Genomic DNA, 20,481 nt, shown 5'->3' on the forward strand with positions numbered 1-20,481 from the left:
ACGATGATGTTGAAACAGACTGTGGCCGCCGCATGCGCGCTTTTCGCCGGTTCCGCACTGGCACAGGTTCCGGCGGGCTATCCGGCCGACTACCAGAAGATCATCGACGCCGCTAAAAAAGAGGGCAAGCTGGTGATCTACGGCGCCACCGACAGCAAGGCCACCCAGCCGCTGATCAAAGATTTCAGTGCGCTGTACCCTGGCATTACGGTGGAATACAACGACATGAATTCCACCGAAGTGTATAACCGCTTCATCTCCGAAGTGGCAGCCGGCGGCAATACCGCCGACGCCATGTGGTCGTCCGCTATGGACCTGCAAATGCGCCTGGCCTCGGACGGCTACGCGCTGCAATACAAATCGGTGGAAGCGTCCAAGATCCCCGGCTGGGCGGTGTGGGACGACAAGGCTTACGGCACCACTTTCGAGCCAGCCGCCATCGTCTACAACAAGCGCCTGGTCGACGCCAAGGAAGTACCGCAAACCCACGCTGATTTTGCGGCGCTGATCCAGCAGCCTAAGTTTAAAGACAAAGTCACCACCTACGATATCGAGAAATCCGGCGTTGGCTTCATGTTCATGACGCAGGATGCGCGTGAAAATCCGAAATTCCTGGATCTGGAGAACGCCTTCGGCGTGGCCAAGGTGCGCGTGCAATCGTCCACCGGCACCATGATGGAGCGTATCTCGTCGGGCGAAAATCTGATCGGCTACAACGTGCTGGGTTCCTACGCGCTGGTACGCGCCAAGACCGATCCGTCGATCGGCGTGGTGCTGCCGAAGGATTACACGCTGGTGATGTCGCGCGTGTTCTTCATCAACAAGGCAGCCAAAAACGTCAACGCCGCCAAGCTGTGGCTGGACTACATGCTGTCGCATCGCGGCCAGACCATCATCGCCAACGACTCCAAGCTGTTTGCGATCCGCGCCGACGTTACCGGCGAAACCACGTCGGCGGAGCTAATCAAGCAAATCGGTGCCGACAAAATCAAGCCAGTGCCGGTGCACCCGATTCTGCTGCAATTCCTGGGACCAGCCAAGCGCATGGCCTTCCTCAAGCAGTGGAAAGAAACCGCAGGTAAAAAGTAAGAGGCACTTATTATGCAAACACTCGCTCACTCCAGCCGGCCGAGCCGCTTGGCCAGCATCAATTGGCCGCGCGGTGTGGTCGTGGCGCTGGCTTCCTGCGCCATCTTCCTGCCGCTGTTCCTGATTTTTTATCAAAGCTTTTTGAATGCGCCGTTCTTCATGCCGGCCAAGGAGCTGGGCCTGGATGCCTATCGCTTCATCTTTGAAGATCCCGATTTTGCGGTGGCCTTCAAGAACGCCTTCTGGCTGGCCAGCGGTTTGGCGCTGATCGCCGTGCCGCTGGGCGGCATGCTGGCCTTCCTGATGATCCGCACCGACTTGCCGGGCAAGGGCTTTATCGCGCCGCTGCTGCTGGTGCCGATCTTCGTGTCGCCGATGGTGATGGGCTTCGGCTACGTGGTGGCCATGGGGCCGGTGGGCTTCTACTCGCTGTGGGCGAAGAACATTCTCGGCTTCATCCCGTGGAATATCTATTCGTTCACCAGCATCGTAGTGATTGCGGGCCTGACCCACGTGCCGCACGTGTACCTGTATGCGTCGTCGGCGCTGAAGAGTCTTGGTTCGGACGTGGAGGAAGCTGCGCGCGTCACCGGTGCTTCGCCGCTGCAGGTGATGTTCAACGTCTCGCTGCCGATGATTACGCCGGCGCTGGCCTATGCCGGTGTGCTGGTGTTCTTCCTCGGCTTTGAAGTCTTCGGCCTGGTGCTGGTGCTGGGCGATCCGGAAGGCCATATGGTGCTGGCGACCTACCTGTACAAACTGACCAACAAACTCGGTACGCCGTCGTATCACCTGATGGCCGCTGTTGCTGTCTGCCTGGTGATGGTGACCATGCCGCTGGTGATGGTGCAGCGCTGGCTGCTTAAATCCTCCAACAAATTCGTATCGATCAAGGGCAAGGGCGCGCGTTCTAAAGCCATGCCGCTGGGCCGCTGGAAGTGGCTGGCGTTTGCGCTGATCTTCGGCTGGCTGATGTTCACCATCATCATGCCGATGTCCGGCATCGTGTTGCGCTCTTTCGTGCAGTACTGGGGGGAGGGCGTGAACCTGGCCGACGTACTGACCTTGCAGCACTTCCGCGAAATCCTCGAACAACCAGCGCTGGTGCGCGGCATCTTCAACACGGTGCTGATCGGCGTAATCGGCGGCGGCTGTGCGGTGATCTGCTACTGCGGCATCGCGCTGGCCATGCACCGCAAGCCGGACATGATTACCCGCTTCCTCGACTACAGCGTACTGGTGCCGCGCGCTGTACCTGGTCTGCTGGCCGGCCTGTCCTTCCTGTGGGTGTTCCTGTTTGTGCCTAGCTGGCTGGATGGCGCTTTGAAGGGCATGGATAACGGCGCTGCCCTGTGGCTGAGCGAGCATGCGATTCCGATGCTGCGTTCCCTGCGCTCGACCATCTTCGCCCTGTGGCTGGCGTATTCGGTGGTGTGGCTGGCTTACGGCATGCGTTTGATTTCGACCGCGCTGCTGCAAGTGGGCCCGGAGCTGGAAGAGGCGGCGCGTGCGGTTGGCGCAACACGCGGCCGGGTGACGCGTGATGTCACGGTCCCGCTGATCAAATACGGCTTGCTGGGCGCGTGGCTGATGGTGTTCCTGATTTTTGAACGCGAATATTCGACCGGCGTGTACTTGCTGTCACCGGGCACCGAGGTAATCGGCGCGTTGCTGGTGTCGCTGTGGGCGACCGGCTCCACCGACCTGGTGGCGGCGCTTTCGCTGATCAATATCGCGCTGGTGGCAGTCGGCCTTGGGATCGCGCTGCGCTTCGGCATCAAGCTGCACAACTAAGAGAACATTATGAAACGAGACATCATGACTAACGAACTGACCGTCAACGATCTGCACCTGGACTACGGCAGCGGCGCCAGCGCCAATCCGATCCTGAAAGGTGTGTCGATGCACCTGCAAAAAGGCGAAGTGGTGGCGCTGCTGGGACCATCGGGCAGCGGCAAGACCACGCTGCTGCGCGCTGTGGCCGGGCTGGAAAGCCCGAAGGCCGGCACCATTAACATCGGCGACCGCAATGTGTTCGACGGCGCGAAGAATTTCGAAATGCCGGCCGAGCAGCGCAACCTCGGGCTGGTATTCCAGTCCTACGCACTGTGGCCGCACAAGACGGTGTTCGACAACGTGGCGTATGGCCTCAAGCTGCGCAAAATGGGCGCGGCTGAAATCAAGGACAAGGTCAATGACGTATTGAAGAACCTTGGGCTGGGCCACTTGGGTGAACGCTTTCCGCACCAGCTATCCGGCGGCCAGCAACAACGTGTAGCGATTGCGCGCGCGCTGGTCTACAACCCGCCGGTGATTTTGCTGGACGAACCGCTGTCCAACCTCGACGCCAAACTGCGCGAGGAAGCACGCGCCTTCCTGCGTGAGCTGATTGTGCGACTGGGCCTGTCGGCGCTGATGGTCACCCACGACCAAGCCGAGGCGATGGCGATTTCGGACCGCATCCTGCTGCTCAATAACGGCAAGATCGAGCAGCAAGGTACGCCGCAAAGCATGTACGAAACGCCGGACACCTTGTTCACGGCGGAGTTCATGGGCAGTAACAACAAGCTGCCGGCGCGCGTGGTCCAGCGTGACGGCCAGCAGGTGCAGCTCGACGTCAACGGCACGCGCCTGCAAGCGACCGCGCGCGGCGCAGCAGCCGAGGGCAGCACCATCATCCGGGTAGAAGAAGTGAAGATCAGCACCACGCAAGTGGATAACGCCATCGAACTGCCGCTGCTGACCTGCATGTACCTCGGCGACCGCTTCGAGTGCCTGTTCAAGAGCGATAGCGGCGACATTAATCTGCGAGCCTACTCGCGCTACCGGCTGGAGCCGGGCAGCCGTTATTGGCTCCAGCTGCCGGTGGAGAAACTCTGGGTGTTCTAAAAACCTTGCTCCTGCTGTTTTTGATAAGGCGGTTCCGCAGCGATGCGGGCCGCCTTTTTTAATAGTTGCCGCGTATCAATGTATTTTGTCGCACCCTGTTGACTGATAGTTTATAATTTGAAAAGTACGCTGACTGGCCTATTCTGAACAAAATATCAACACATGCGCAATCAAGGCCTTCGTTTTTCTATCGCCCGGCATGCCCATTGGGCGCCTGGATTGAGCACACCTGAAGCATGGGCCGCGTGGGCACAAGCACCGCAAGCTATCGTGCCGGGCGAGGAGCCGGGTGCAAAGGCGATGCCGGCCATGTTGCGCCGCCGTGCCGGTTTTCTTGGCAAGATGGCGCTGGAAGTGGCGTATCAGTGCCTGGACGGCCGCAGCGACATTCCTACCGTGTTTTGTTCGCGCCATGGCGATGTGGCGCGCGCGCTGGAGTTGCTGACCGACCTGGCGCGCGCTGAAGCGCTGTCGCCGACTGCCTTCGGCATGGCGGTGCATAACGCGATTCCCGGCCTGTTTTCGATTGCCCGCAGCGACCGCGCGAATCACATTGCGCTGGCATCCGGCGCGGCGACTATCGAACATGCGGTGATTGAAGCTTGCGGTTTGCTGGCCGATGGCGCGCAATCGGTGCTGCTGGTGGCGTGCGATTGCCCGTTGCCGGAGTTGTTCACGCCATTTGAAGATTGCGAGGAGCAGCCCTACGCCTGGGCGTGGCTGCTGACGGCGCCGCAGGACGAGGCACTGTCGTTGAGCTGGAGCGCCAGCGATGAAGCGCCGGCTGCCGGCATGCCGGGCGGCTTGCAGATTGCCGCTTTCTTGTTGGGCGAAGCGCCGGGCCTGGAGCGTTGCGATGGGCGCCTGCGCTGGCGCTGGAGCCGCGATGCGTGATGTGATGGCGCGCCTGTCGCTGTGCTGGCGGGTGTTTGCAACGGGTCTGAGTTTCGTGGTGTTTGGCGTCGGCGGCGTGCTGTTGCGGGTGCTGGTGTTCCCGCTGCTGAATGTCTTTGTCTGGACGCCGCACCGGCGCGTGCGGGCGGCGCGCACGGTGATACGCCGTGCCTTCCGCGCGTATGTGGAGTTGATGCGCATGCTGGGCGTGCTGCGGTATGACGTCCGCGGACTAGAGAAACTGGAGCGCGGCGGCCTGCTGATACTGGCCAACCATCCGACGCTGATTGATACGGTGTTCCTGATGGCGTTTGTGAAAAATGCCGATTGCATCGTCAAGAGCGCGTTGTGGAATAACCCGTTCACGCGCGGACCGGTGCGCGCCGCCGGCTACATCCGCAACGACAGCGGCGCAGGCCTGGTGGACGACTGCATTGCAAGCCTGGAGCATGGCAATAACCTGATCGTGTTCCCGGAAGGGACGCGTACTCCGGTCAATGGCCTGATTAGCATGAAGCGCGGCGCGGCCAATATCGCAGTGCGCGGTGCGCGCGATATGACGCCGGTGCTGATACGCTGCGAACCTGCGACGCTGGGCAAAGGCGATAAATGGTGGCGCGTGCCGCCGCGCCGGGTGCTGATACAGATCGCAGTGCAGGACGACCTGGCCGTCGCGGAATTTACCGGCAACGGCGTCAGCGAAGTGCTGGCGGCGCGCCAGCTGACAGAGTTTTTACAAAATTATTTTACCGGGAAGTGTCAAAGCCATGCTTGAACTGGAAGTGAAGAATTTGATTATCGATGTCCTGCAACTGGAGGACATCACGCCAGAAGATATCGATAGCGCAGCACCGTTGTTCGTTGAAGGACTGGGGCTGGATTCTATCGATGCGCTGGAGCTGGGCGTGGCCCTGCAGAAGAAGTACGGTATCTCGTTGTCGGCAGACTCGGAAGATACGCGCCGCCATTTCGCCTCGGTGCAGGCACTGGCGGCCATGATTGAAAGCCATAGAAAAAAGTAAGTAATAAAGAAGGGATGTAGAGATGATCGATTTGAACTCAATGAATAGAGACCAGCTGCAAAGCTGGGTGACGGACCTGCTGGCGGAGATGTTTGAACTTGATAAGTCCGGCCTGACTGCGGAGTCCAACCTGTACGCGGACCTGGATATCGACAGCATCGATGCGGTCGACCTGGCGGTCAAGCTGAAACAAATGACCGGCAAGCGTCTGGCGCCGGAAGTGTTCAAGAATATCCGCACCATCGGCGACGTGGTCGACGCCTTGGCCGGCATGACGGAGCAGGTGGCGTAAGCACGATGCCGATGACTGTCTTGACGGTGGCGGTGACGCTGCTGTATCCATTAGCAATCTGGTTCGGCCACGGACAGGTGGAGCCGCGCTGGCTGGCCGGCTTGCTGCTGCTGGCTGCGGCCACGCGCCTGCCTGCGCTGAAGCTGAGCGGCGTTGCACGCTGGTCGGTGGCCGGCGCGCTGGTGCTGGTCGGCTGCGCCATCTGGAGCAATCTGCTGCTGCCGTTAAAACTGTATCCGGTGTTGGTGAACATGGCGCTGTTGGCCGGTTTCGGCTACAGCCTGACCACGCCTATGTCCGCCGTCGAGCGCATGGCGCGTATGGGCGGACAGGATTTTCCGCCGGTGGCGCAAGCCTATATGCGCAAGGTGACGCAGGTGTGGTGCGGCTTCTTCGTGCTGAATGGCGCGATTGCTTTCGGCACCGCGTTGTGGGCGTCGGAGGCCGTGTGGTCGCTGTACACCGGCGTGGTGTCGTACGCCCTGATGGGCATTTTGTTTGGTGCGGAGTACCTGGTGCGTCTGCGATTTAAACGTTTGCATCATGTCTGACCGTATCGAGAATTTATATGCCGCGATGGCGGCCCGTCCTGCCGACGGTGTGGTCGGCTGGCGCGGCGCAGAGCCGGTGTCCAATGCGGCGTTTTTGAAGCGCGTGCATGCGTGGCATGGTTTGCTTGCCGCGCAAGCTGGCCGCAATTTTGCGCTTTATCTCGATGACAGCATCGAGTTTGGTGCGGCGCTGCTGGGCGCTTGGCATGCAAGGAAAACCGTGTGGCTTAGTGCCGATACCCTGCCTGCAACGTGCCAGTTGTTGCTGCCATCGGTAGATGGTTTCCTCGGCGAGTTTCCGGCCTACTGCGCACCGCTGCAGCCGGCTGCGGAGCCTTCGCCGGCTGCGGCCTTGGCGCGGAGTCTCCGTGGCGACTTGCCTGCTCTTGTGGTGTTCACGTCCGGCAGCACCGGCGCAGCGCAAGCGATTCCAAAAAAACTGTCGCAGATGGCGAGCGAGGTGGAAACGCTGGACGTGTTGTTCGGCGCACGCGCCGGCGACGCCTCGGTGTGGGCCACGGTGTCGCACCAGCACATTTACGGCCTGCTGTTCAAGGTGCTGTGGCCTTTGACCACTTGCCGAGGCATCCACGCCCAGAGCGTGATCTATCCTGAAGAACTGGCGCCGGCGCTGGGCGCAGCACCTTGCGTGCTAGTGGCCAGCCCCGCGCACTTGAAGCGCTTGCCGGATCATCTGGACTGGCGCGGCGCCGCTGGTATGCTGCGCGCGGTGTTTTCGTCCGGCGGTCCGCTGGCGCCGGATGCGGCGCTGGCTGCGGGTGCCTTGCTAGGCACCGTGCCGGTGGAAGTGTATGGCAGTTCGGAGACCGGCGGCGTCGCATGGCGCCAGCGTGCATCCATTGACGACAATGCATGGACGCCGTTCCCCACGGTGCAATGGCGATTGAACGAAGAAGACAGCACGCTGGAAGTGCGCTCGCCGCACCTGCCGGACGACGATTGGCTGGCGCTGGCCGACCGCGCCGAACGTGTCGAGCGCACCGGCGAACAGCGCTTCCTGCTGCAAGGCCGGCGCGATCGCATAGTCAAGATTGAAGAGAAACGCATCTCGCTGGACGGCGTGGAAGCTGCGTTGATCGCCTCCGGCCTCGCCGCTGAAGCGCGCATGCTGCTGTGCGAACCGGATGGCGGCATGCGCCAGCGCTTGGCCGCCTTTGTCGTGCCGAGCGCACAAGGCCGCGCAGTGCTGGACGGCGAAGGCAAAGCGGCGCTGAACAACCGCCTGCGCGCAGTGCTGGCGACGGTGGTGGAAGCCGTCGCGCTGCCACGCCGCTGGCGTTATCTGGACCAGATGCCGGTCAACACCCAAGGCAAGACCACCATGCAGGCCTTGCTCGCGCTGCTCGGCGATGAACGCCCGCAGTTCCCGTACATGCGCGAACTGGCGCAAGAGCCGTGCCGCGTGGAACTGGAAATTATCGCGCCCGCCAACCTGCTGTACTTCGACGGCCACTTCGACGTCGCGCCGATTTTGCCGGGCGTGGTGCAAGTCGACTGGGCGATCCACTACGGCCGCCAGTACTTCGCGCTGCCGCCGGCATTCAAAGGCATGCAGCAGCTGAAGTTCCAGCAAGTAGTGGTGCCGGGTGTGCCGGTGCAGCTGGAGCTGGCGCATGACGCAGTCAAAGGCAGCCTGCAATTCCGCTACGTGTCGGACGCCGGGCAGCACGCCAGCGGCCGTATTCTGTTCGGGAACGGCGATGTTTAAGCCGGTCGTTGTGGTCCCGGTCTACAACCACGAACACGCCATCGGCGCAGTGCTGGCCGGCTTGCTGCGTCATGGCGTGCCGTGCATGCTGGTGGACGACGGCAGTTCTGCCGCCTGCGCCGCCGTGCTGGACGAACTGGCGCGCGAGCATGCGGCGAGCGTGGAGCTGGTGCGCCTGCCGCACAATCAAGGCAAGGGCGCGGCGGTGCTGGCCGGCTTCCGCCAGGCCGCGCTGCATGGTTACACGCACGTGCTGCAAATCGACGCCGACGGCCAGCACGATACCGGCGACGTGCCGGCGTTCCTGGCGTTGGCAGAAGCCCATCCGCAGGCCATCATCAGCGGCCATCCGGTGTACGACGAGTCGGTACCGAAGGCCCGCTTGTACGGTCGCTACGCCACCCATATCTGGGTCTGGATCAATACCCTGTCGCTGGAAATCCGCGATTCCATGTGCGGCTTCCGCGTCTATCCGATAGCGCCGGTCAACGCACTGGCGGCGCGCCATGCGATAGGCGTACGGATGAATTTTGATACCGACATCATTGTGCGCCTGTTCTGGGACGGCCTGCGCGTGATTAACCTCGGCACCCGCGTGTCGTATCCGGCGGACGGCGTATCGCACTTCCGCGTCTTGCGCGACAATGTGCTGATCTCGTGGATGCACACGGTGCTGTTCTTCGGCATGCTGCCGCGCATACCCAAACTGCTGGCGCGGAAATGGCAAACCCGATGAGCGCACGCGGTTTGCACTGGGCATCGATCAACGAAATCAGTTTCGTGGCTGGCATGCGCCTGCTGTTCTGGATCTGCCGGGTGTTCGGCCGCTGGCCGTTCCGTGTGGTGCTGTATCCTGTGCTGGCGTGGTATGTAGCGACCAAGCCGCTGCCGCGCCGTGCCTCGCGCGACTACCTGCAACGTGTGTCGGCGCGCAGCGGCACGCGCTTGCCGGGTGTGCTGCACCACTTTGCTGCATTCGGCGAGAGCATTCTCGACAAAATGCTGCTGTGGGGCGGCTTGTTCAAACTGGATCAGGTGGAACTGCATGGCGGTGAACTGATTACTGAAGCAGTGGCTGCGGGCAAGGGCGGTTTGCTGATCTGCGCCCACCTCGGCAACCTGGAACTGTGCCGCGTACTGTCGCGCCAGCGCAGTGACCTCAAACTGACGGTGTTGGTGCATACCAAACACGCGCAAGCCTTCAACGACATGCTGGGCCGCCTGAATCCGGAGAGCCAGCTGAATTTGATGCAGGTGACCGAGATGACGCCGGCCACCGCCATGCTGCTGTCCGAGCGCGTGGCGCGTGGCGAGCTGGTAGTCATCGCCGGTGACCGAGTGCCGGTGTCGCATAATCCGCGCGTGGCGGTGGCGGAATTTCTTGGCGCGCCGGCGGCGTTCCCGGTTGGTCCCTACGTGCTGGCCAGCGTGCTGCGTTGCCCGGTATTCCTGCTGTTCTCGATCCGCAATGGCGACAAGTCGGAAGTACATTTTGAACGCTTCCGCGACGAAGTTCGCGTTCCGCGCCAAGGCCGCGACGCCGCGCTGGCTGAATTGGCTGCGGACTATGCGCGCCGTCTCGAACACTACACACTGCGCGCGCCGCTGCAGTGGTTTAACTATTACGATTTCTGGCATTTACCTGAACTGGAACCATCCGATGCACCTCGCTGACATCGCTCAACTCAATAACACGCCGCGCACCGTGCGCTTCGACCAAAGCCGTCTGACGATCGAAGACATCGTCGATATCGCACAAGGCCGCGCCAACGCCGCGCTGTCGGACGATCCAACGTTCCGCGCCGCCATCCAGCGCGGTGCCGATTTCCTCGACCGCCTGCTGCGCGAGGACGGCACTATCTACGGCGTCACCACCGGCTATGGCGACTCGTGCACTGTGAACGTGCCGCTGGCGCTGGTGCCGGAACTGCCGCACCACCTGTACACCTACCACGGCGTCGGCTTGGGTGAGTATTTCACGCCGCCGCAGACCCGCGCCATCCTGGCTGCGCGTCTGGCGTCGCTGAGCAAAGGCTATTCGGGCGTGAGCGTGGAACTGCTGCTGCAGATCACCCGCCTGCTGGATGCTGGCCTGCTGCCACTGATTCCATCGGAAGGCTCGGTCGGCGCTAGCGGCGACCTGACGCCGCTGTCCTATCTGGCGGCGGTACTGTGCGGCGAGCGCGAAGTATGGCGCAACGGCGTGCAAGTGCCGGCGGCGCAAGCATTGCAGGAAGCTGGCATCACGCCGCTGCGTTTGCGTCCGAAAGAGGGCCTGGCCATCATGAACGGCACTGCTGTCATGACGGCGCTGGCCTGCGTGGCTTACGGCCGCGCCGAATACCTCACCAAACTGGCGACCCGCATTACCGCGATGGCATCGTTTGCGATGGACGGTAACGCGCACCACTTCGACGAAGTGCTGTTCTCGGCCAAGCCGCACGAGGGCATGCAGCAGGTGGCCGCGTGGCTGCGCACCGACCTACCGACCGACCAGTGGGAACGCAACGGCAAGCGTCTGCAGGACCGCTACTCGATCCGCTGCGCGCCGCACGTGATCGGCGTGCTGGCCGACGCCATGCCGCTGTTCCGCACCATGATCGAGAATGAGCTGAATAGCGCCAACGACAATCCGTTGATCGATGCCGATAACGAGCGTGTGCTGCACGGTGGTCATTTCTACGGAGGTCATATCGCTTTCGCCATGGACGGCATGAAGAACGCGGTCGCCAACCTGGCCGACCTGCTGGATCGCCAGATGGCGCTGCTGGTGGATAGCCGCTACAACCACGGCCTGCCGGCCAACCTGTCCGGCGCCAAGGGCGAGCGCGCACCGATCAACCATGGCTTGAAAGCCTTGCAGATCAGCGCTTCGGCGTGGACGGCGGAAGCGTTGAAGGGCACCATGCCGGCTTCGGTGTTCTCGCGGTCGACCGAATGCCACAACCAGGACAAAGTCAGCATGGGTACCATCGCCGCGCGTGACTGCCTGCGCGTGTTGGACCTGACCGAACAAGTGGTGGCAGCCTTGCTGATCACCGTGCGCCAAGGCGTGTGGCTGCGTCAGCAAGTTAGCTCTGAGTTGCAACCGCAGGCCGCACTGTCGGCGATGCAGGCGGCGCTGGAAAACGACATCCAGCCGGTGGTGGAAGACCGCCGCCTGGAACCGGACCTGCGCCTGATGCTGGAGCGTATCCGTGCGCAGGCATGGGAGCTGTATGCGTAAGCAAAAAGAAAGCCGCTGGTTTGCGGAAGTCGAGATGCAGGTCCAGTTCTTCGACCTGGACCCGATGGAGATTGTCTGGCACGGGCGCTACGTCAAGTACCTGGAAGTGGTGCGCTGCGCCTTGCTCGATAAGATAGGCTACAACTACCCGCAGATGAAGGAGTCCGGCTATGCGTGGCCGGTAATCGACATGCAGCTGCGGTATGTGGGTTCGGCCACCTTCGGCCAAAAACTTAAGCTGCGCGCCGATATCGTTGAGTGGGAAAATCGTCTGAAGATCGATTACCTGATCACCGATGCGGAAACCGGCAAGCGCCTGAACCGCGCCAGCACGGTCATGGTGGCCGTCGATATCGCCACCAAGGAGATGTGCTACGTGTCGCCGCCGGTGCTGTTTGAAAAACTGGGGATCTCGCCTGATGAACAAGTTTAAATACGCTATCGCTGCTGCCTTGCTGGCCGGCGCCACTTGCGCGCAGGCCGCTATTCCGGCGGCTAAAATCCAGGCCATGCTGGCCAAGCCGGCGCTGATGTGCGGCCGCTTCGACCAGACCAAGCAACTGGCCGGCATGAAAAAGCCGCTGGCTTCCGAAGGCCGCTTCTGCGTCATCGCCGGCAAGGGCGTGTTGTGGCGCACGCTGAAGCCTTTCCCTAGCACGCTGCGTTTGACGCGCGACGAAATCGTCAATTATCAGGGTGACCGCGTGGCCATGCGTCTCGACGCCAAGACCGAACCGACGGTACGCATGATTAACAACGTGCTGTTTTCGCTGCTGTCCGGCGACCTCGGACAACTCGATACGCTGTTTGACGGCGACGGCACGGTGGACGTCAACAGCTGGAGCGTGGCGCTGAAGCCGCGCCAGGCCGCGCTGGAAAAAGCCATCGGCACCATCAAACTGGATGGCGGCGCTTACGTCAAATCCATCGTCATGAGCGAGGGTAGCGGCGACCGTACCACCATCGTCTTCTCCGACATCAAAACCGGTGAGGGTGCGATGAGCAAGGAAGAGGCAGCGCTGTTTTGACACGCACCAGACAACTCGCGCTGTTGTGGGCACTGGTGGTCTGCCTGCTGCTGGGCCATAACGTCTATCTGTGGGCGATCAAGCGCATCGTGCCGGATACCGACATCATGGCGCTGCTACCGGTTCAGGAGCGCGACCCAGTGTTGCAGGCGTCGTTCAGCCACATGGTGGATGCAGCGCAGCAGCGGGTAGTGGTGCTGGTCGGCGCGGCGGAATGGGCCGACGCCCAACGCGCCGCCGATGCCTATAGTGGCGTACTGGCCACCCGCAAGGATCTGCTGGAGACGACATCGGCCAGCGAGCAGACGCAGAGTGAATGGCTGTCGCTATTCCAGCAGCATCGACTGACGCTGTTGACGGCGCAGCAGGAGCAGCAGCTGCGCGAGCAGCCGACGCAATTTTGGCTTGAAACCGCGTTGGCTAAATTGTATGCGCCGTTCGGCGGCCCAAAACTCGGTTCGTGGCAGGAAGATCCTTTCGACCTGTTCACCGGCTGGGTGCAGGAGCGAGCGCAGGAGACACCGGTGCGTCCTCGCGACGGCCATTTGTTTGTGGCGGATGCGCAGCGCGAGTATGTGCTGCTGCCGTTGACGCTCAAGGTGCCTGCGCTGTCGATGACGGCGCAGGACACCGTGCTGCCACTGCTGCAGCAGGCGACAGCGGCGGCGCGCGCTGCAGCGCCGGGCGTAGAGCTTATTCACGCCGGCGTGATCCTGCATGCTGCCAATGCCAGCGCGCAGGCCAGCGGCGAGGTTTCGACCATCGGTATCGGCTCGCTGCTTGGCATCGTGCTGCTGATGTGGTTTGCCTTCCGTTCCTTGAAGCCGATCGCGCTGATCCTGCTGTCGATCGGTATCGGCAGCCTTGGCGCACTGTCGGTGTGTTGGCTGCTGTTCGGCCGTATCCATCTCATGACGCTGGTGTTCGGCGCCAGCTTGATCGGCGTGGCCCAGGACTATGGCATCTACTTCCTGTGCAACCGCCTGTCGGTTGACCAGCAGCTGGATTCCCCAGCGTTGCTGAAACGCCTGCTGCCGGGCCTCGGCCTGACGCTGCTGGCGGCGGTGATCGGCTACATGGGTTTGGCGCTGACGCCATTCCCTGGCTTGCGCCAGATGGCCGTGTTCTCGGCACTGGGGCTGGTGTTTGCCTGGCTGACGGTGGTGTGCTGGTTCCCGGCGTTGATCAACAGCCGTTCGCTGAAGAGCGGCGGTTTGGTGCGTCATTACGGCGCGGCCTTGCAGCGCTGGCCTTTGCTGCGCATGAACCGCGCGACGCTGGCGGGCGCGGTGGTCTTCGCGCTGCTGGCTGCGTATGGCGTCAGCCGTCTTGGCGTCAATGACGATATCCGCCAGCTGCAAAATCCGCCCAAGCACCTGATCAACGACCAGATTAAATTGAGCAAGCTGCTGGACGCGCCAACGCCGGTGCAGTACTTCCTGGTGCGTGGCGCGTCGGCGGAACAGGTGCTGCAACGCGAAGAACAATTGAAGCAGAAGCTCGATCACTTCGTCACCTCGAAACAGCTGACCGGCTATCAGGCCATGTCGAACTGGGTGCCGTCGATGCGGACGCAAGCCGCACGCCGCGCCTTGATTGAAGCGAAGCTGCTGGCCGATGGTGGCCCGTTGCAGGCCATCGCCGCGCAAACCGGCGAAGATGCGCAATGGGTGGCGGCCACCCGTGCCGGCCTGCTGGCCGCCGCCGCGCCGCTGTCGTTGGAAGCTTTCCTGCAATCGCCGGCCAGCGAGCCGTGGCGCCATTTGTGGTTGGGCGAAAGCCATGGCATTTACGCCAGCATCGTCGCGCTGCGTGGTATGAGTAATGCAGCGGCGCTGCAGGTGCAACAGGCATCGAACGGCACGGAGGGCGTGCAGTGGGTCGATAAGGTGGCAGAGATTTCCTCGGTGCTGGGCCGCTATCGCCACGATATGAGCTGGGTGCTGCTGGGTGCTTACGGGGTGGTGTTTGCGCTGCTGTTCGCGCGCTATCGCGGCCGCACCTGGCGCGTGCTGGCGCCGACCGCGCTGGCCAGCATCATCACGCTAGCGCTGCTCGGCTACACCGGCCAGTCTTTGCAGCTGTTCCATGTGTTGGCCTTGATGCTGCTGCTGGGCGTGGGTGTCGACTACGGCATCTTCATGCAGGAGCATCCGGGGCGGCGTGATCCGACGCCATGGCTGGCGGTTGGCATGTCGGCGGCGAACACGCTGCTGTCGTTTGGTTTACTGGGCCTAAGTTCGACGCCAGCCTTGCAGGCCTTCGGCCGCACGATGCTGTTGGGGTGCGCGCTGGCCTGGCTGCTGGTCCCTTGTTTTGGTTCTATCGAAGAAAGCACGCATGAGTGAAGCAATGAAGAGCGAGAACGTAGAAATCCTGATCGTCGGCGCTGGGCCTGCAGGTTCGGTGGCGGCTGCGTTGCTGCGCCAGCAGGGTCGCCAAGTGCTGGTGATCGAGCGTGAGCAGTTTCCGCGCTTTTCCATTGGCGAGAGTCTGCTGCCGCAAAGTATGGCCTACCTCGAACAGGCGGGCATGTTGCAGGCGGTGGTGGAGGCGGGCTTCCAGTTCAAGAACGGCGCGGCCTTCATGCGCGACGGCAGCTACACGGATTTCGATTTTCGCGACAAGCATACCGCTGGCTGGGGCACCACTTATCAGGTGCAGCGCGCCGATTTTGACCACGTGCTGGCAAAGGAAGCGGAGCGTTTCGGCGCCGAGATCCGTTATCGCCATGAGGTGCTGGATATCGCGCTGGGACAGGGCGAGTGCGGCGGTGCGCTGGTGACGGTCAAGGCGCCGGATGGCGTGATCTATCAAGTCAACGCCGGTTTCATTCTCGACGCCAGCGGTTTTGGCCGCATCCTGCCACGCTTGCTGAAGCTTGAGACGCCGTCCAACTTCCCGGTGCGCGGTGCGATTTTCACGCACATCGAAGATGGCATACGCGGTGGCTTTGACCGCAACAAGATCCGGGTGACGGTGCATCCGCAGCATTGCAATGTGTGGTTCTGGACCATTCCGTTCGCCGCCGGCCGCTGCTCGCTGGGCGTGGTGGCGGAAACGGCGTTCCTGGACCGCTATCAAGGCACGCCGACCGAGCGTCTGCAAGCCATTGTGGCGGAAGAGCCTTCGTTGAAGGCACTGCTGTCCGAAGCGCAGTGGGATACGCCGGCGCGCCAGATCGTCGGCTACTCGGCCAACGTGGAACGCCTGTGGGGCGAGGGCTATGCTTTGCTGGGCAATGCGGGCGAGTTCCTTGATCCGGTGTTTTCCTCGGGCGTGACCATCGCCTTCAAGTCGGCCAGCTTGGCGGCGGCCGCGCTGGAGCGCCAGTTCAAGGGCGAGCAGGTGGATTGGCAGGCCGATTACGGCGTGCCGTTGCGGCGCGGCGTCGATACCTTCCGCGCGTTCGTGGAGTCGTGGTACGCGGGCGGCTTCCAGAACATCATCTTCCATGAAGATAAGCAGCCGGACGTGCGCCGCATGATCTCGTCGATCCTTGCAGGCTACGCGTGGGATCAAAGCAACCCGCTGGTGAAGGAAACGCCGCGCCGTCTGGCGGCGCTGGAGGCGCTATGTACGCCCGCCTGATTGCGTTGACCGCCTCGCTGCTGCTGGCAGCTTGCGCCAGTGCGCCGCCGCAGTCGCAAGCCCGTTTGGGATTGAAGCTGGCGCCGGCCGCATTGGGCACTTCCATCAGCGTGCAGCAGCACCTGAAGGTGGAGCGCGATGGACGTACCGACGATCTGGATGTGGCCCTGCAAGTGGAACCGGATGCGGTGGACGTGGTGGGCCTGGCATTCGGCCAGCGTGTGCTGACGCTGCATTACGACGGCAAGGAATTGAGCTCATGGCGGCATGTGATGCTGCCGTCGCAGGTGCGCGCCGAGGACGTGCTGGAAGATATCCAGCTGACGCTGTGGCCTGCGGATGCAGTGGCGGCAGCGCTGCCGCCGGCGTGGCGCGTGGCGGAAGAAGGCAAGGTACGCACCTTGTCACTGGACGGCGAGCCTATCATGCGCATAGTCTACAGCGGCGATCCACGCTGGAGTGGCACGGTGGTCTTGGATAACTTGCGATATCACTATAAGCTGACGATACAGTTTGCAGCGACGGAATGAAGGAATGCAGAATTTTTATTTGAACGCGTGCGGCATCATCTGTGCTCTCGGCGAAGGCCATGAGCAGGTGAAGGCGCGCCTGTACGCCGGCCAATCGGGCGTGGCGCCAACCACGCGCTGGTCGGCCGGCCGCGAGCTACCGCTGGGCGAAGCGCAGGGCGCACTGCCATGGGTGGACCATCTTCCGCTGCACCAGCGTAGCCGCAACAACGCATTGGCGCTGGCGGCGCTGGCACAAATACGGCCGGCAGTAGAGGCGGCGGTGGCGCGTTATGGCGCGGATCGCGTCGGCGTGGTGATCGGCACCAGCACCTCCGGCATCGGCGAGGCCGAACGGGCGCTGGACTGTGTCACCAACGGCGGCGGCTTGCCGCAGGATTTTCACTACGGCGTGCAGGAAATGGGCTCGCCGGCCGACATGCTGGCGCGTGAACTGGGCATCGGCGGTCCGGCCTATGTGCATTCGAGCGCCTGCTCGTCCAGCGCCAAGGCGCTGGCCAGTGCGGCGCGCCTGATCCGCATGGGACTATGCGATGCGGTCCTGACCGGCGGCGCTGATTCGCTGTGTGCGTTCACGGTAGCCGGTTTCGCGGCGCTGGAGTCGGTGAGCGCCGCGCGTTGCAATCCGATGAGCGCCAACCGCAAGGGCATCAATATCGGCGAGGGCGCGGCGCTGTTCCTGATGAGCGCAGACGCGGACGGTCCGTCGCCGGTGCGGTTGATGGGCTGGGGCGAGTCGTCGGACGGCCATCACATGTCGGCGCCCGATCCGGCCGGCGTGGGCGCCGAGCTGGCGATGACGCAAGCCTTGCAGCGCGCCGGCGTGACGCCGTCGCAGATCGATTACATCAATATGCACGGCACGGCCACGCCGCAGAACGATGCGATGGAGTCGCAGGTGATTGCGCGCTTGTTCGGCATGGAAGTGCCGGTCAGTTCGACCAAGCCGTTCACCGGTCACACGCTGGGCGCGGCCGCCGCGATCGAAGCGGCGCTGTGCTGGTTGGCCATGCAGGACGATAACGCGGATGGCAAACTGCCGCCGCACTTGTGGGACGGCGAGGCCGATCCTGCGCTGCCGGCACTGAACCTGGCGCCGACTGGTTCGACGCTGGGACGGCCGCTGCGGCGCATCCTGAGCACCTCGTTTGCTTTCGGCGGTTCGAACGCCGCGCTGGTGCTGGGGAGGGATGCATGACGCTGCCCGATATCCGCAAACTGGTGCCGCACTCCGGCCAGATGGTGTTGCTCGACCGCGCCCTCAGCGTCGATGCCGAGCAGCTGTGCGCCGAGGTGCGCATCCATGAAGGCAGCGTGCTGGCCGGACCGACCGGTGTCGGCGCGTGGGTCGGCATCGAATACATGGCGCAGGCAGTGGCGGCGCATGCCGGCTGGGTGGCGCTGCAACGGGACGAGGAAGTCAAGGTCGGCTTCCTGCTTGGCTCCCGCAAATATGAAGTGAGCGTGCCGGAGTTCCCGCTGGGGAGCGTGCTGCGCGTGCATGTGCAGCGCGTGCTGCAAGGCGATAACGGTCTCGGTGCGTTCGAGTGCCGCATCGATATCGTGGATGGCCCGGCCGGTGTGGCCAGTGTGGCCAGTGTTGCTACAGCTACGGTGACGGTGTTCCAGCCGCCCAATGTCAATCAATTTCTCAAAGATGGAAACGTAGGATGAGTCAGAATAAATCCATGAGCGTGCTGGTGACGGGATCGTCGCGCGGTATCGGCAAGGCAATCGCGCTGCGTCTCGCGCGCGACGGCTATGACGTGGTATTGCATTGCCGTAGCCAGCGTGCGGAAGCCGATGCGGTGGCGCAGGAAGTGATCGCCATGGGCCGGGCCGCGCGCGTGCTGCAGTTCGATATCAGCGACCGCGCCGCCACTGCCGCTGCGCTGGAAGCGGATATCGCCGAACATGGCTGCTACTACGGCGTGGTGTGCAACGCCGGCGTGGCGCGCGATAACGCTTTCCCCGCCATGTCCGGTGAGGACTGGGATATCGTGCTGCAAACGAATCTGGATGGCTTCTACAACGTGCTTAATCCGCTGATCATGCCGCTGGTTCAGCGCCGCAAGCCGGGGCGCATTGTGACGCTGGCTTCCGTCTCGGGCTTGATCGGCAACCGTGGGCAGGTGAACTACAGCGCCGCCAAGGCGGGCATCATCGGCGCCACCAAGGCGCTGGCGCTGGAATTGGCCAAGCGCGCCATCACCGTCAATTGTGTGGCGCCCGGCCTGATTGAGACCGATATGATCGAGGACGTACCGATGGACGAAGCGCTGAAGATGATCCCGGCGCGCCGGGTCGGCAAGCCGGAAGAAGTGGCCGCTGCGGTCAGCTTCCTGGTCGGCGAGGACGCGGGCTACATCACGCGCCAGGTCATCTCCGTCAACGGCGGTCTGGCATGAGCCGCCGCGTCGCAGTGACCGGCATGGCCGGCATCAGCCCGATCGGCAATGATTGGAACACCATCCGCGAACGTCTTGGCCAATACCGCAACGCCGTGGTGCGCATGGCGGACTGGGAAGACTACGAAGGTCTCAACACGCGCCTCGGCGCACCGGCTGCACCGTTTGAACTGACGGAACGCTACAACCGCAAGGCGATCCGCAGCATGGGCCGCGTGGCGCTGATGGCTACACGCGCCAGCGAACTGGCGCTGGCCGATGCCGGCCTGCTTGAGCATCCGCTGCTATCCAGTGGTGACCTTGGTGTGTCGTTCGGTTCCTCGGCCGGTACGCCTAGCGCCATCGGCGACTTTGGCCGCATGATGGAAGAGCGCACCACCAAGGGCATTAACGCCACCACTTACATCAAGATGATGGCGCATACGGCGCCGGTGAATATCGGTGTTTTCTTCGGCATTACCGGCCGTGTGATCACCACCTCCAGCGCCTGTACTTCCGGCAGCCAGGGCATCGGCTACGCGTACGAAGCGATCAAGAGCGGCAAGCAGCTGGCCATGGTGGCTGGCGGCGCGGAAGAATTGTGCGCGACTGAAGCGGCGGTGTTTGATACGCTGTTCGCGACCAGCACTCGCAACGATGCTGGCGGCACCACGCCGCGTCCATTCGACGGCGGCCGTGATGGCTTGGTGATCGGCGAGGGCGCCGGTTGCCTGATCCTCGAAGATTTAGAACATGCGGTAGCGCGCGGCGCCACCATCCATGCGGAGCTGGTGGGCTTCGGCACCAACAGCGACGGCTGCCACGTCACGCAGCCAAACGCCACCACCATGCAAAAGGCGATGCAACTTTCCTTGCAGGACGCCGGCTTGCAACCGTCCGACATCGGCTACATCAACGCCCACGGCACCGGCACGGCGCAAGGCGACGTGGCCGAATCGCAGGCGACGCTGGCGATATTCGGCGACAAGACGCCTATCAGTTCGCTGAAAAGCTATATGGGCCACACGCTGGGCGCGTGCGGCGCGCTGGAAGCCTGGATCAGTATTGAGATGATGCGTGAGGGCTGGTTCGCGCCTACCATTAATCTGGAACAAGTCGATCCGGAGTGCGCTCCGCTAGACTACATCGCCGGTGTGGGCCGGAAGCTGGATTGCGACTACATCATGTCGAACAATTTCGCCTTCGGCGGCATCAACACCTCGCTTATTTTTAAACGCTACGTCAAATAGGAA

General features: G+C 62.6%; 21 protein-coding genes. All 21 read left to right on the forward strand.

Going from position 1 to position 20,481, the window contains the following annotated elements; translation table 11 throughout:
- The first annotated feature begins 3 nt into the window (after window positions 1-3).
- The 21 genes from GTP46_RS23990 to GTP46_RS24090 all read left to right on the forward strand — a co-directional run bounded on the left by GTP46_RS23990 (window position 4) and on the right by GTP46_RS24090 (window position 20,478).
- Complete coding sequence (locus GTP46_RS23990; protein WP_161009149.1) at window positions 4-1,089, forward strand: ABC transporter substrate-binding protein; 1,086 nt, start codon at window positions 4-6, stop codon at window positions 1,087-1,089.
- Window positions 1,090-1,101: 12 nt separating this feature from the next.
- Complete coding sequence (locus tag GTP46_RS23995; RefSeq protein ID WP_161009150.1) at window positions 1,102-2,883, forward strand: ABC transporter permease; 1,782 nt, start codon at window positions 1,102-1,104, stop codon at window positions 2,881-2,883.
- Between the two features lie 24 nt (window positions 2,884-2,907).
- Window positions 2,908-3,978, forward strand: a complete 1,071-nt coding sequence (locus tag GTP46_RS24000) for an ABC transporter ATP-binding protein (protein WP_161009151.1) — start codon at window positions 2,908-2,910, stop codon at window positions 3,976-3,978.
- 219 nt (window positions 3,979-4,197) lie between these two features.
- Window positions 4,198-4,872: a beta-ketoacyl synthase chain length factor gene (locus tag GTP46_RS24005; protein WP_308495446.1), complete on the forward strand. Its 675-nt coding sequence runs from the start codon at window positions 4,198-4,200 to the stop codon at window positions 4,870-4,872.
- Window positions 4,865-5,647, forward strand: coding sequence for a lysophospholipid acyltransferase family protein (locus tag GTP46_RS24010; RefSeq protein WP_161009153.1), 783 nt, complete (start codon window positions 4,865-4,867; stop codon window positions 5,645-5,647). The genes GTP46_RS24005 and GTP46_RS24010 overlap by 8 nt, the downstream gene beginning before the upstream one ends.
- Window positions 5,640-5,894, forward strand: coding sequence for a phosphopantetheine-binding protein (locus GTP46_RS24015; protein ID WP_161009154.1), 255 nt, complete (start codon window positions 5,640-5,642; stop codon window positions 5,892-5,894). The genes GTP46_RS24010 and GTP46_RS24015 overlap by 8 nt, the downstream gene beginning before the upstream one ends.
- Before the next feature lie 40 nt (window positions 5,895-5,934).
- Entirely contained in the window at window positions 5,935-6,186 is a 252-nt protein-coding gene (locus GTP46_RS24020; protein WP_161009155.1) for an acyl carrier protein, read from the forward strand.
- A gap of 5 nt (window positions 6,187-6,191) precedes the next feature.
- Complete coding sequence (locus GTP46_RS24025) at window positions 6,192-6,737, forward strand: COG4648 family protein (RefSeq protein WP_161009156.1); 546 nt, start codon at window positions 6,192-6,194, stop codon at window positions 6,735-6,737.
- On the forward strand, window positions 6,730-8,466 hold the full coding sequence (locus GTP46_RS24030; RefSeq protein ID WP_161009157.1) for an ApeI family dehydratase: 1,737 nt from the start codon (window positions 6,730-6,732) through the stop codon (window positions 8,464-8,466). Before GTP46_RS24025 ends, GTP46_RS24030 begins: the two co-directional genes overlap by 8 nt.
- Entirely contained in the window at window positions 8,459-9,202 is a 744-nt protein-coding gene (locus GTP46_RS24035) for a glycosyltransferase family 2 protein (protein ID WP_161009158.1), read from the forward strand. Before GTP46_RS24030 ends, GTP46_RS24035 begins: the two co-directional genes overlap by 8 nt.
- A complete protein-coding gene (locus tag GTP46_RS24040; RefSeq protein WP_371869741.1) occupies window positions 9,187-10,140 on the forward strand; it encodes a lysophospholipid acyltransferase family protein in 954 nt (317 codons plus the stop codon). The genes GTP46_RS24035 and GTP46_RS24040 overlap by 16 nt, the downstream gene beginning before the upstream one ends.
- A complete protein-coding gene (locus tag GTP46_RS24045) occupies window positions 10,127-11,692 on the forward strand; it encodes an HAL/PAL/TAL family ammonia-lyase (RefSeq protein WP_161009159.1) in 1,566 nt (521 codons plus the stop codon). Before GTP46_RS24040 ends, GTP46_RS24045 begins: the two co-directional genes overlap by 14 nt.
- Complete coding sequence (locus tag GTP46_RS24050) at window positions 11,685-12,125, forward strand: acyl-CoA thioesterase (RefSeq protein WP_161009160.1); 441 nt, start codon at window positions 11,685-11,687, stop codon at window positions 12,123-12,125. The genes GTP46_RS24045 and GTP46_RS24050 overlap by 8 nt, the downstream gene beginning before the upstream one ends.
- Window positions 12,112-12,720: an outer membrane lipoprotein carrier protein LolA gene (locus tag GTP46_RS24055; RefSeq protein WP_161009161.1), complete on the forward strand. Its 609-nt coding sequence runs from the start codon at window positions 12,112-12,114 to the stop codon at window positions 12,718-12,720. Before GTP46_RS24050 ends, GTP46_RS24055 begins: the two co-directional genes overlap by 14 nt.
- On the forward strand, window positions 12,717-15,068 hold the full coding sequence (locus GTP46_RS24060; RefSeq protein ID WP_161009162.1) for an MMPL family transporter: 2,352 nt from the start codon (window positions 12,717-12,719) through the stop codon (window positions 15,066-15,068). Before GTP46_RS24055 ends, GTP46_RS24060 begins: the two co-directional genes overlap by 4 nt.
- Window positions 15,069-15,072: 4 nt before the next feature.
- Window positions 15,073-16,311 (forward strand): NAD(P)/FAD-dependent oxidoreductase, encoded by a 1,239-nt coding sequence (locus tag GTP46_RS24065; RefSeq protein WP_161009235.1) that lies wholly within the window; start codon window positions 15,073-15,075, stop codon window positions 16,309-16,311.
- Window positions 16,296-16,841: a DUF3261 domain-containing protein gene (locus tag GTP46_RS24070; protein ID WP_161009163.1), complete on the forward strand. Its 546-nt coding sequence runs from the start codon at window positions 16,296-16,298 to the stop codon at window positions 16,839-16,841. The genes GTP46_RS24065 and GTP46_RS24070 overlap by 16 nt, the downstream gene beginning before the upstream one ends.
- Window positions 16,842-16,845: 4 nt before the next feature.
- On the forward strand, window positions 16,846-18,039 hold the full coding sequence (locus GTP46_RS24075; protein ID WP_161009164.1) for a beta-ketoacyl-ACP synthase: 1,194 nt from the start codon (window positions 16,846-16,848) through the stop codon (window positions 18,037-18,039).
- Window positions 18,036-18,515 carry a hotdog family protein gene (locus tag GTP46_RS24080; RefSeq protein WP_161009165.1) on the forward strand — a complete coding sequence of 160 codons (480 nt, stop codon included), beginning with the start codon at window positions 18,036-18,038 and terminating at the stop codon, window positions 18,513-18,515. The genes GTP46_RS24075 and GTP46_RS24080 overlap by 4 nt, the downstream gene beginning before the upstream one ends.
- The gene (locus GTP46_RS24085; protein ID WP_161009166.1) at window positions 18,512-19,249 is read left to right on the forward strand and encodes a 3-ketoacyl-ACP reductase FabG2; all 738 of its coding nucleotides are present in this window, start codon (window positions 18,512-18,514) and stop codon (window positions 19,247-19,249) included. The genes GTP46_RS24080 and GTP46_RS24085 overlap by 4 nt, the downstream gene beginning before the upstream one ends.
- Window positions 19,246-20,478, forward strand: a complete 1,233-nt coding sequence (locus tag GTP46_RS24090; RefSeq protein WP_161009167.1) for a beta-ketoacyl-ACP synthase — start codon at window positions 19,246-19,248, stop codon at window positions 20,476-20,478. Before GTP46_RS24085 ends, GTP46_RS24090 begins: the two co-directional genes overlap by 4 nt.
- The last annotated feature ends 3 nt before the right edge of the window (window positions 20,479-20,481 follow it).

The sequence above is a fragment of the Duganella flavida genome, from assembly GCF_009857445.1.
Classification (GTDB): domain Bacteria; phylum Pseudomonadota; class Gammaproteobacteria; order Burkholderiales; family Burkholderiaceae_D; genus Rugamonas; species Rugamonas flavida.

Coding starts and splice junctions, on each gene's coding strand:
- GTP46_RS23990 (WP_161009149.1), top strand. CDS start 4: ATGATGTTGAAACAGACTGTGGCCGCCGCATGCGCGCTTTTCGCCGGT.
- GTP46_RS23995 (WP_161009150.1), top strand. CDS start 1,102: ATGCAAACACTCGCTCACTCCAGCCGGCCGAGCCGCTTGGCCAGCATC.
- GTP46_RS24000 (WP_161009151.1), top strand. CDS start 2,908: ATGACTAACGAACTGACCGTCAACGATCTGCACCTGGACTACGGCAGC.
- GTP46_RS24010 (WP_161009153.1), top strand. CDS start 4,865: ATGCGTGATGTGATGGCGCGCCTGTCGCTGTGCTGGCGGGTGTTTGCA.
- GTP46_RS24015 (WP_161009154.1), top strand. CDS start 5,640: ATGCTTGAACTGGAAGTGAAGAATTTGATTATCGATGTCCTGCAACTG.
- GTP46_RS24020 (WP_161009155.1), top strand. CDS start 5,935: ATGAATAGAGACCAGCTGCAAAGCTGGGTGACGGACCTGCTGGCGGAG.
- GTP46_RS24025 (WP_161009156.1), top strand. CDS start 6,192: ATGCCGATGACTGTCTTGACGGTGGCGGTGACGCTGCTGTATCCATTA.
- GTP46_RS24030 (WP_161009157.1), top strand. CDS start 6,730: ATGTCTGACCGTATCGAGAATTTATATGCCGCGATGGCGGCCCGTCCT.
- GTP46_RS24035 (WP_161009158.1), top strand. CDS start 8,459: ATGTTTAAGCCGGTCGTTGTGGTCCCGGTCTACAACCACGAACACGCC.
- GTP46_RS24040 (WP_371869741.1), top strand. CDS start 9,187: ATGGCAAACCCGATGAGCGCACGCGGTTTGCACTGGGCATCGATCAAC.
- GTP46_RS24045 (WP_161009159.1), top strand. CDS start 10,127: ATGCACCTCGCTGACATCGCTCAACTCAATAACACGCCGCGCACCGTG.
- GTP46_RS24050 (WP_161009160.1), top strand. CDS start 11,685: ATGCGTAAGCAAAAAGAAAGCCGCTGGTTTGCGGAAGTCGAGATGCAG.
- GTP46_RS24055 (WP_161009161.1), top strand. CDS start 12,112: ATGAACAAGTTTAAATACGCTATCGCTGCTGCCTTGCTGGCCGGCGCC.
- GTP46_RS24065 (WP_161009235.1), top strand. CDS start 15,073: ATGAAGAGCGAGAACGTAGAAATCCTGATCGTCGGCGCTGGGCCTGCA.
- GTP46_RS24070 (WP_161009163.1), top strand. CDS start 16,296: ATGTACGCCCGCCTGATTGCGTTGACCGCCTCGCTGCTGCTGGCAGCT.
- GTP46_RS24075 (WP_161009164.1), top strand. CDS start 16,846: ATGCAGAATTTTTATTTGAACGCGTGCGGCATCATCTGTGCTCTCGGC.
- GTP46_RS24080 (WP_161009165.1), top strand. CDS start 18,036: ATGACGCTGCCCGATATCCGCAAACTGGTGCCGCACTCCGGCCAGATG.
- GTP46_RS24085 (WP_161009166.1), top strand. CDS start 18,512: ATGAGTCAGAATAAATCCATGAGCGTGCTGGTGACGGGATCGTCGCGC.
- GTP46_RS24090 (WP_161009167.1), top strand. CDS start 19,246: ATGAGCCGCCGCGTCGCAGTGACCGGCATGGCCGGCATCAGCCCGATC.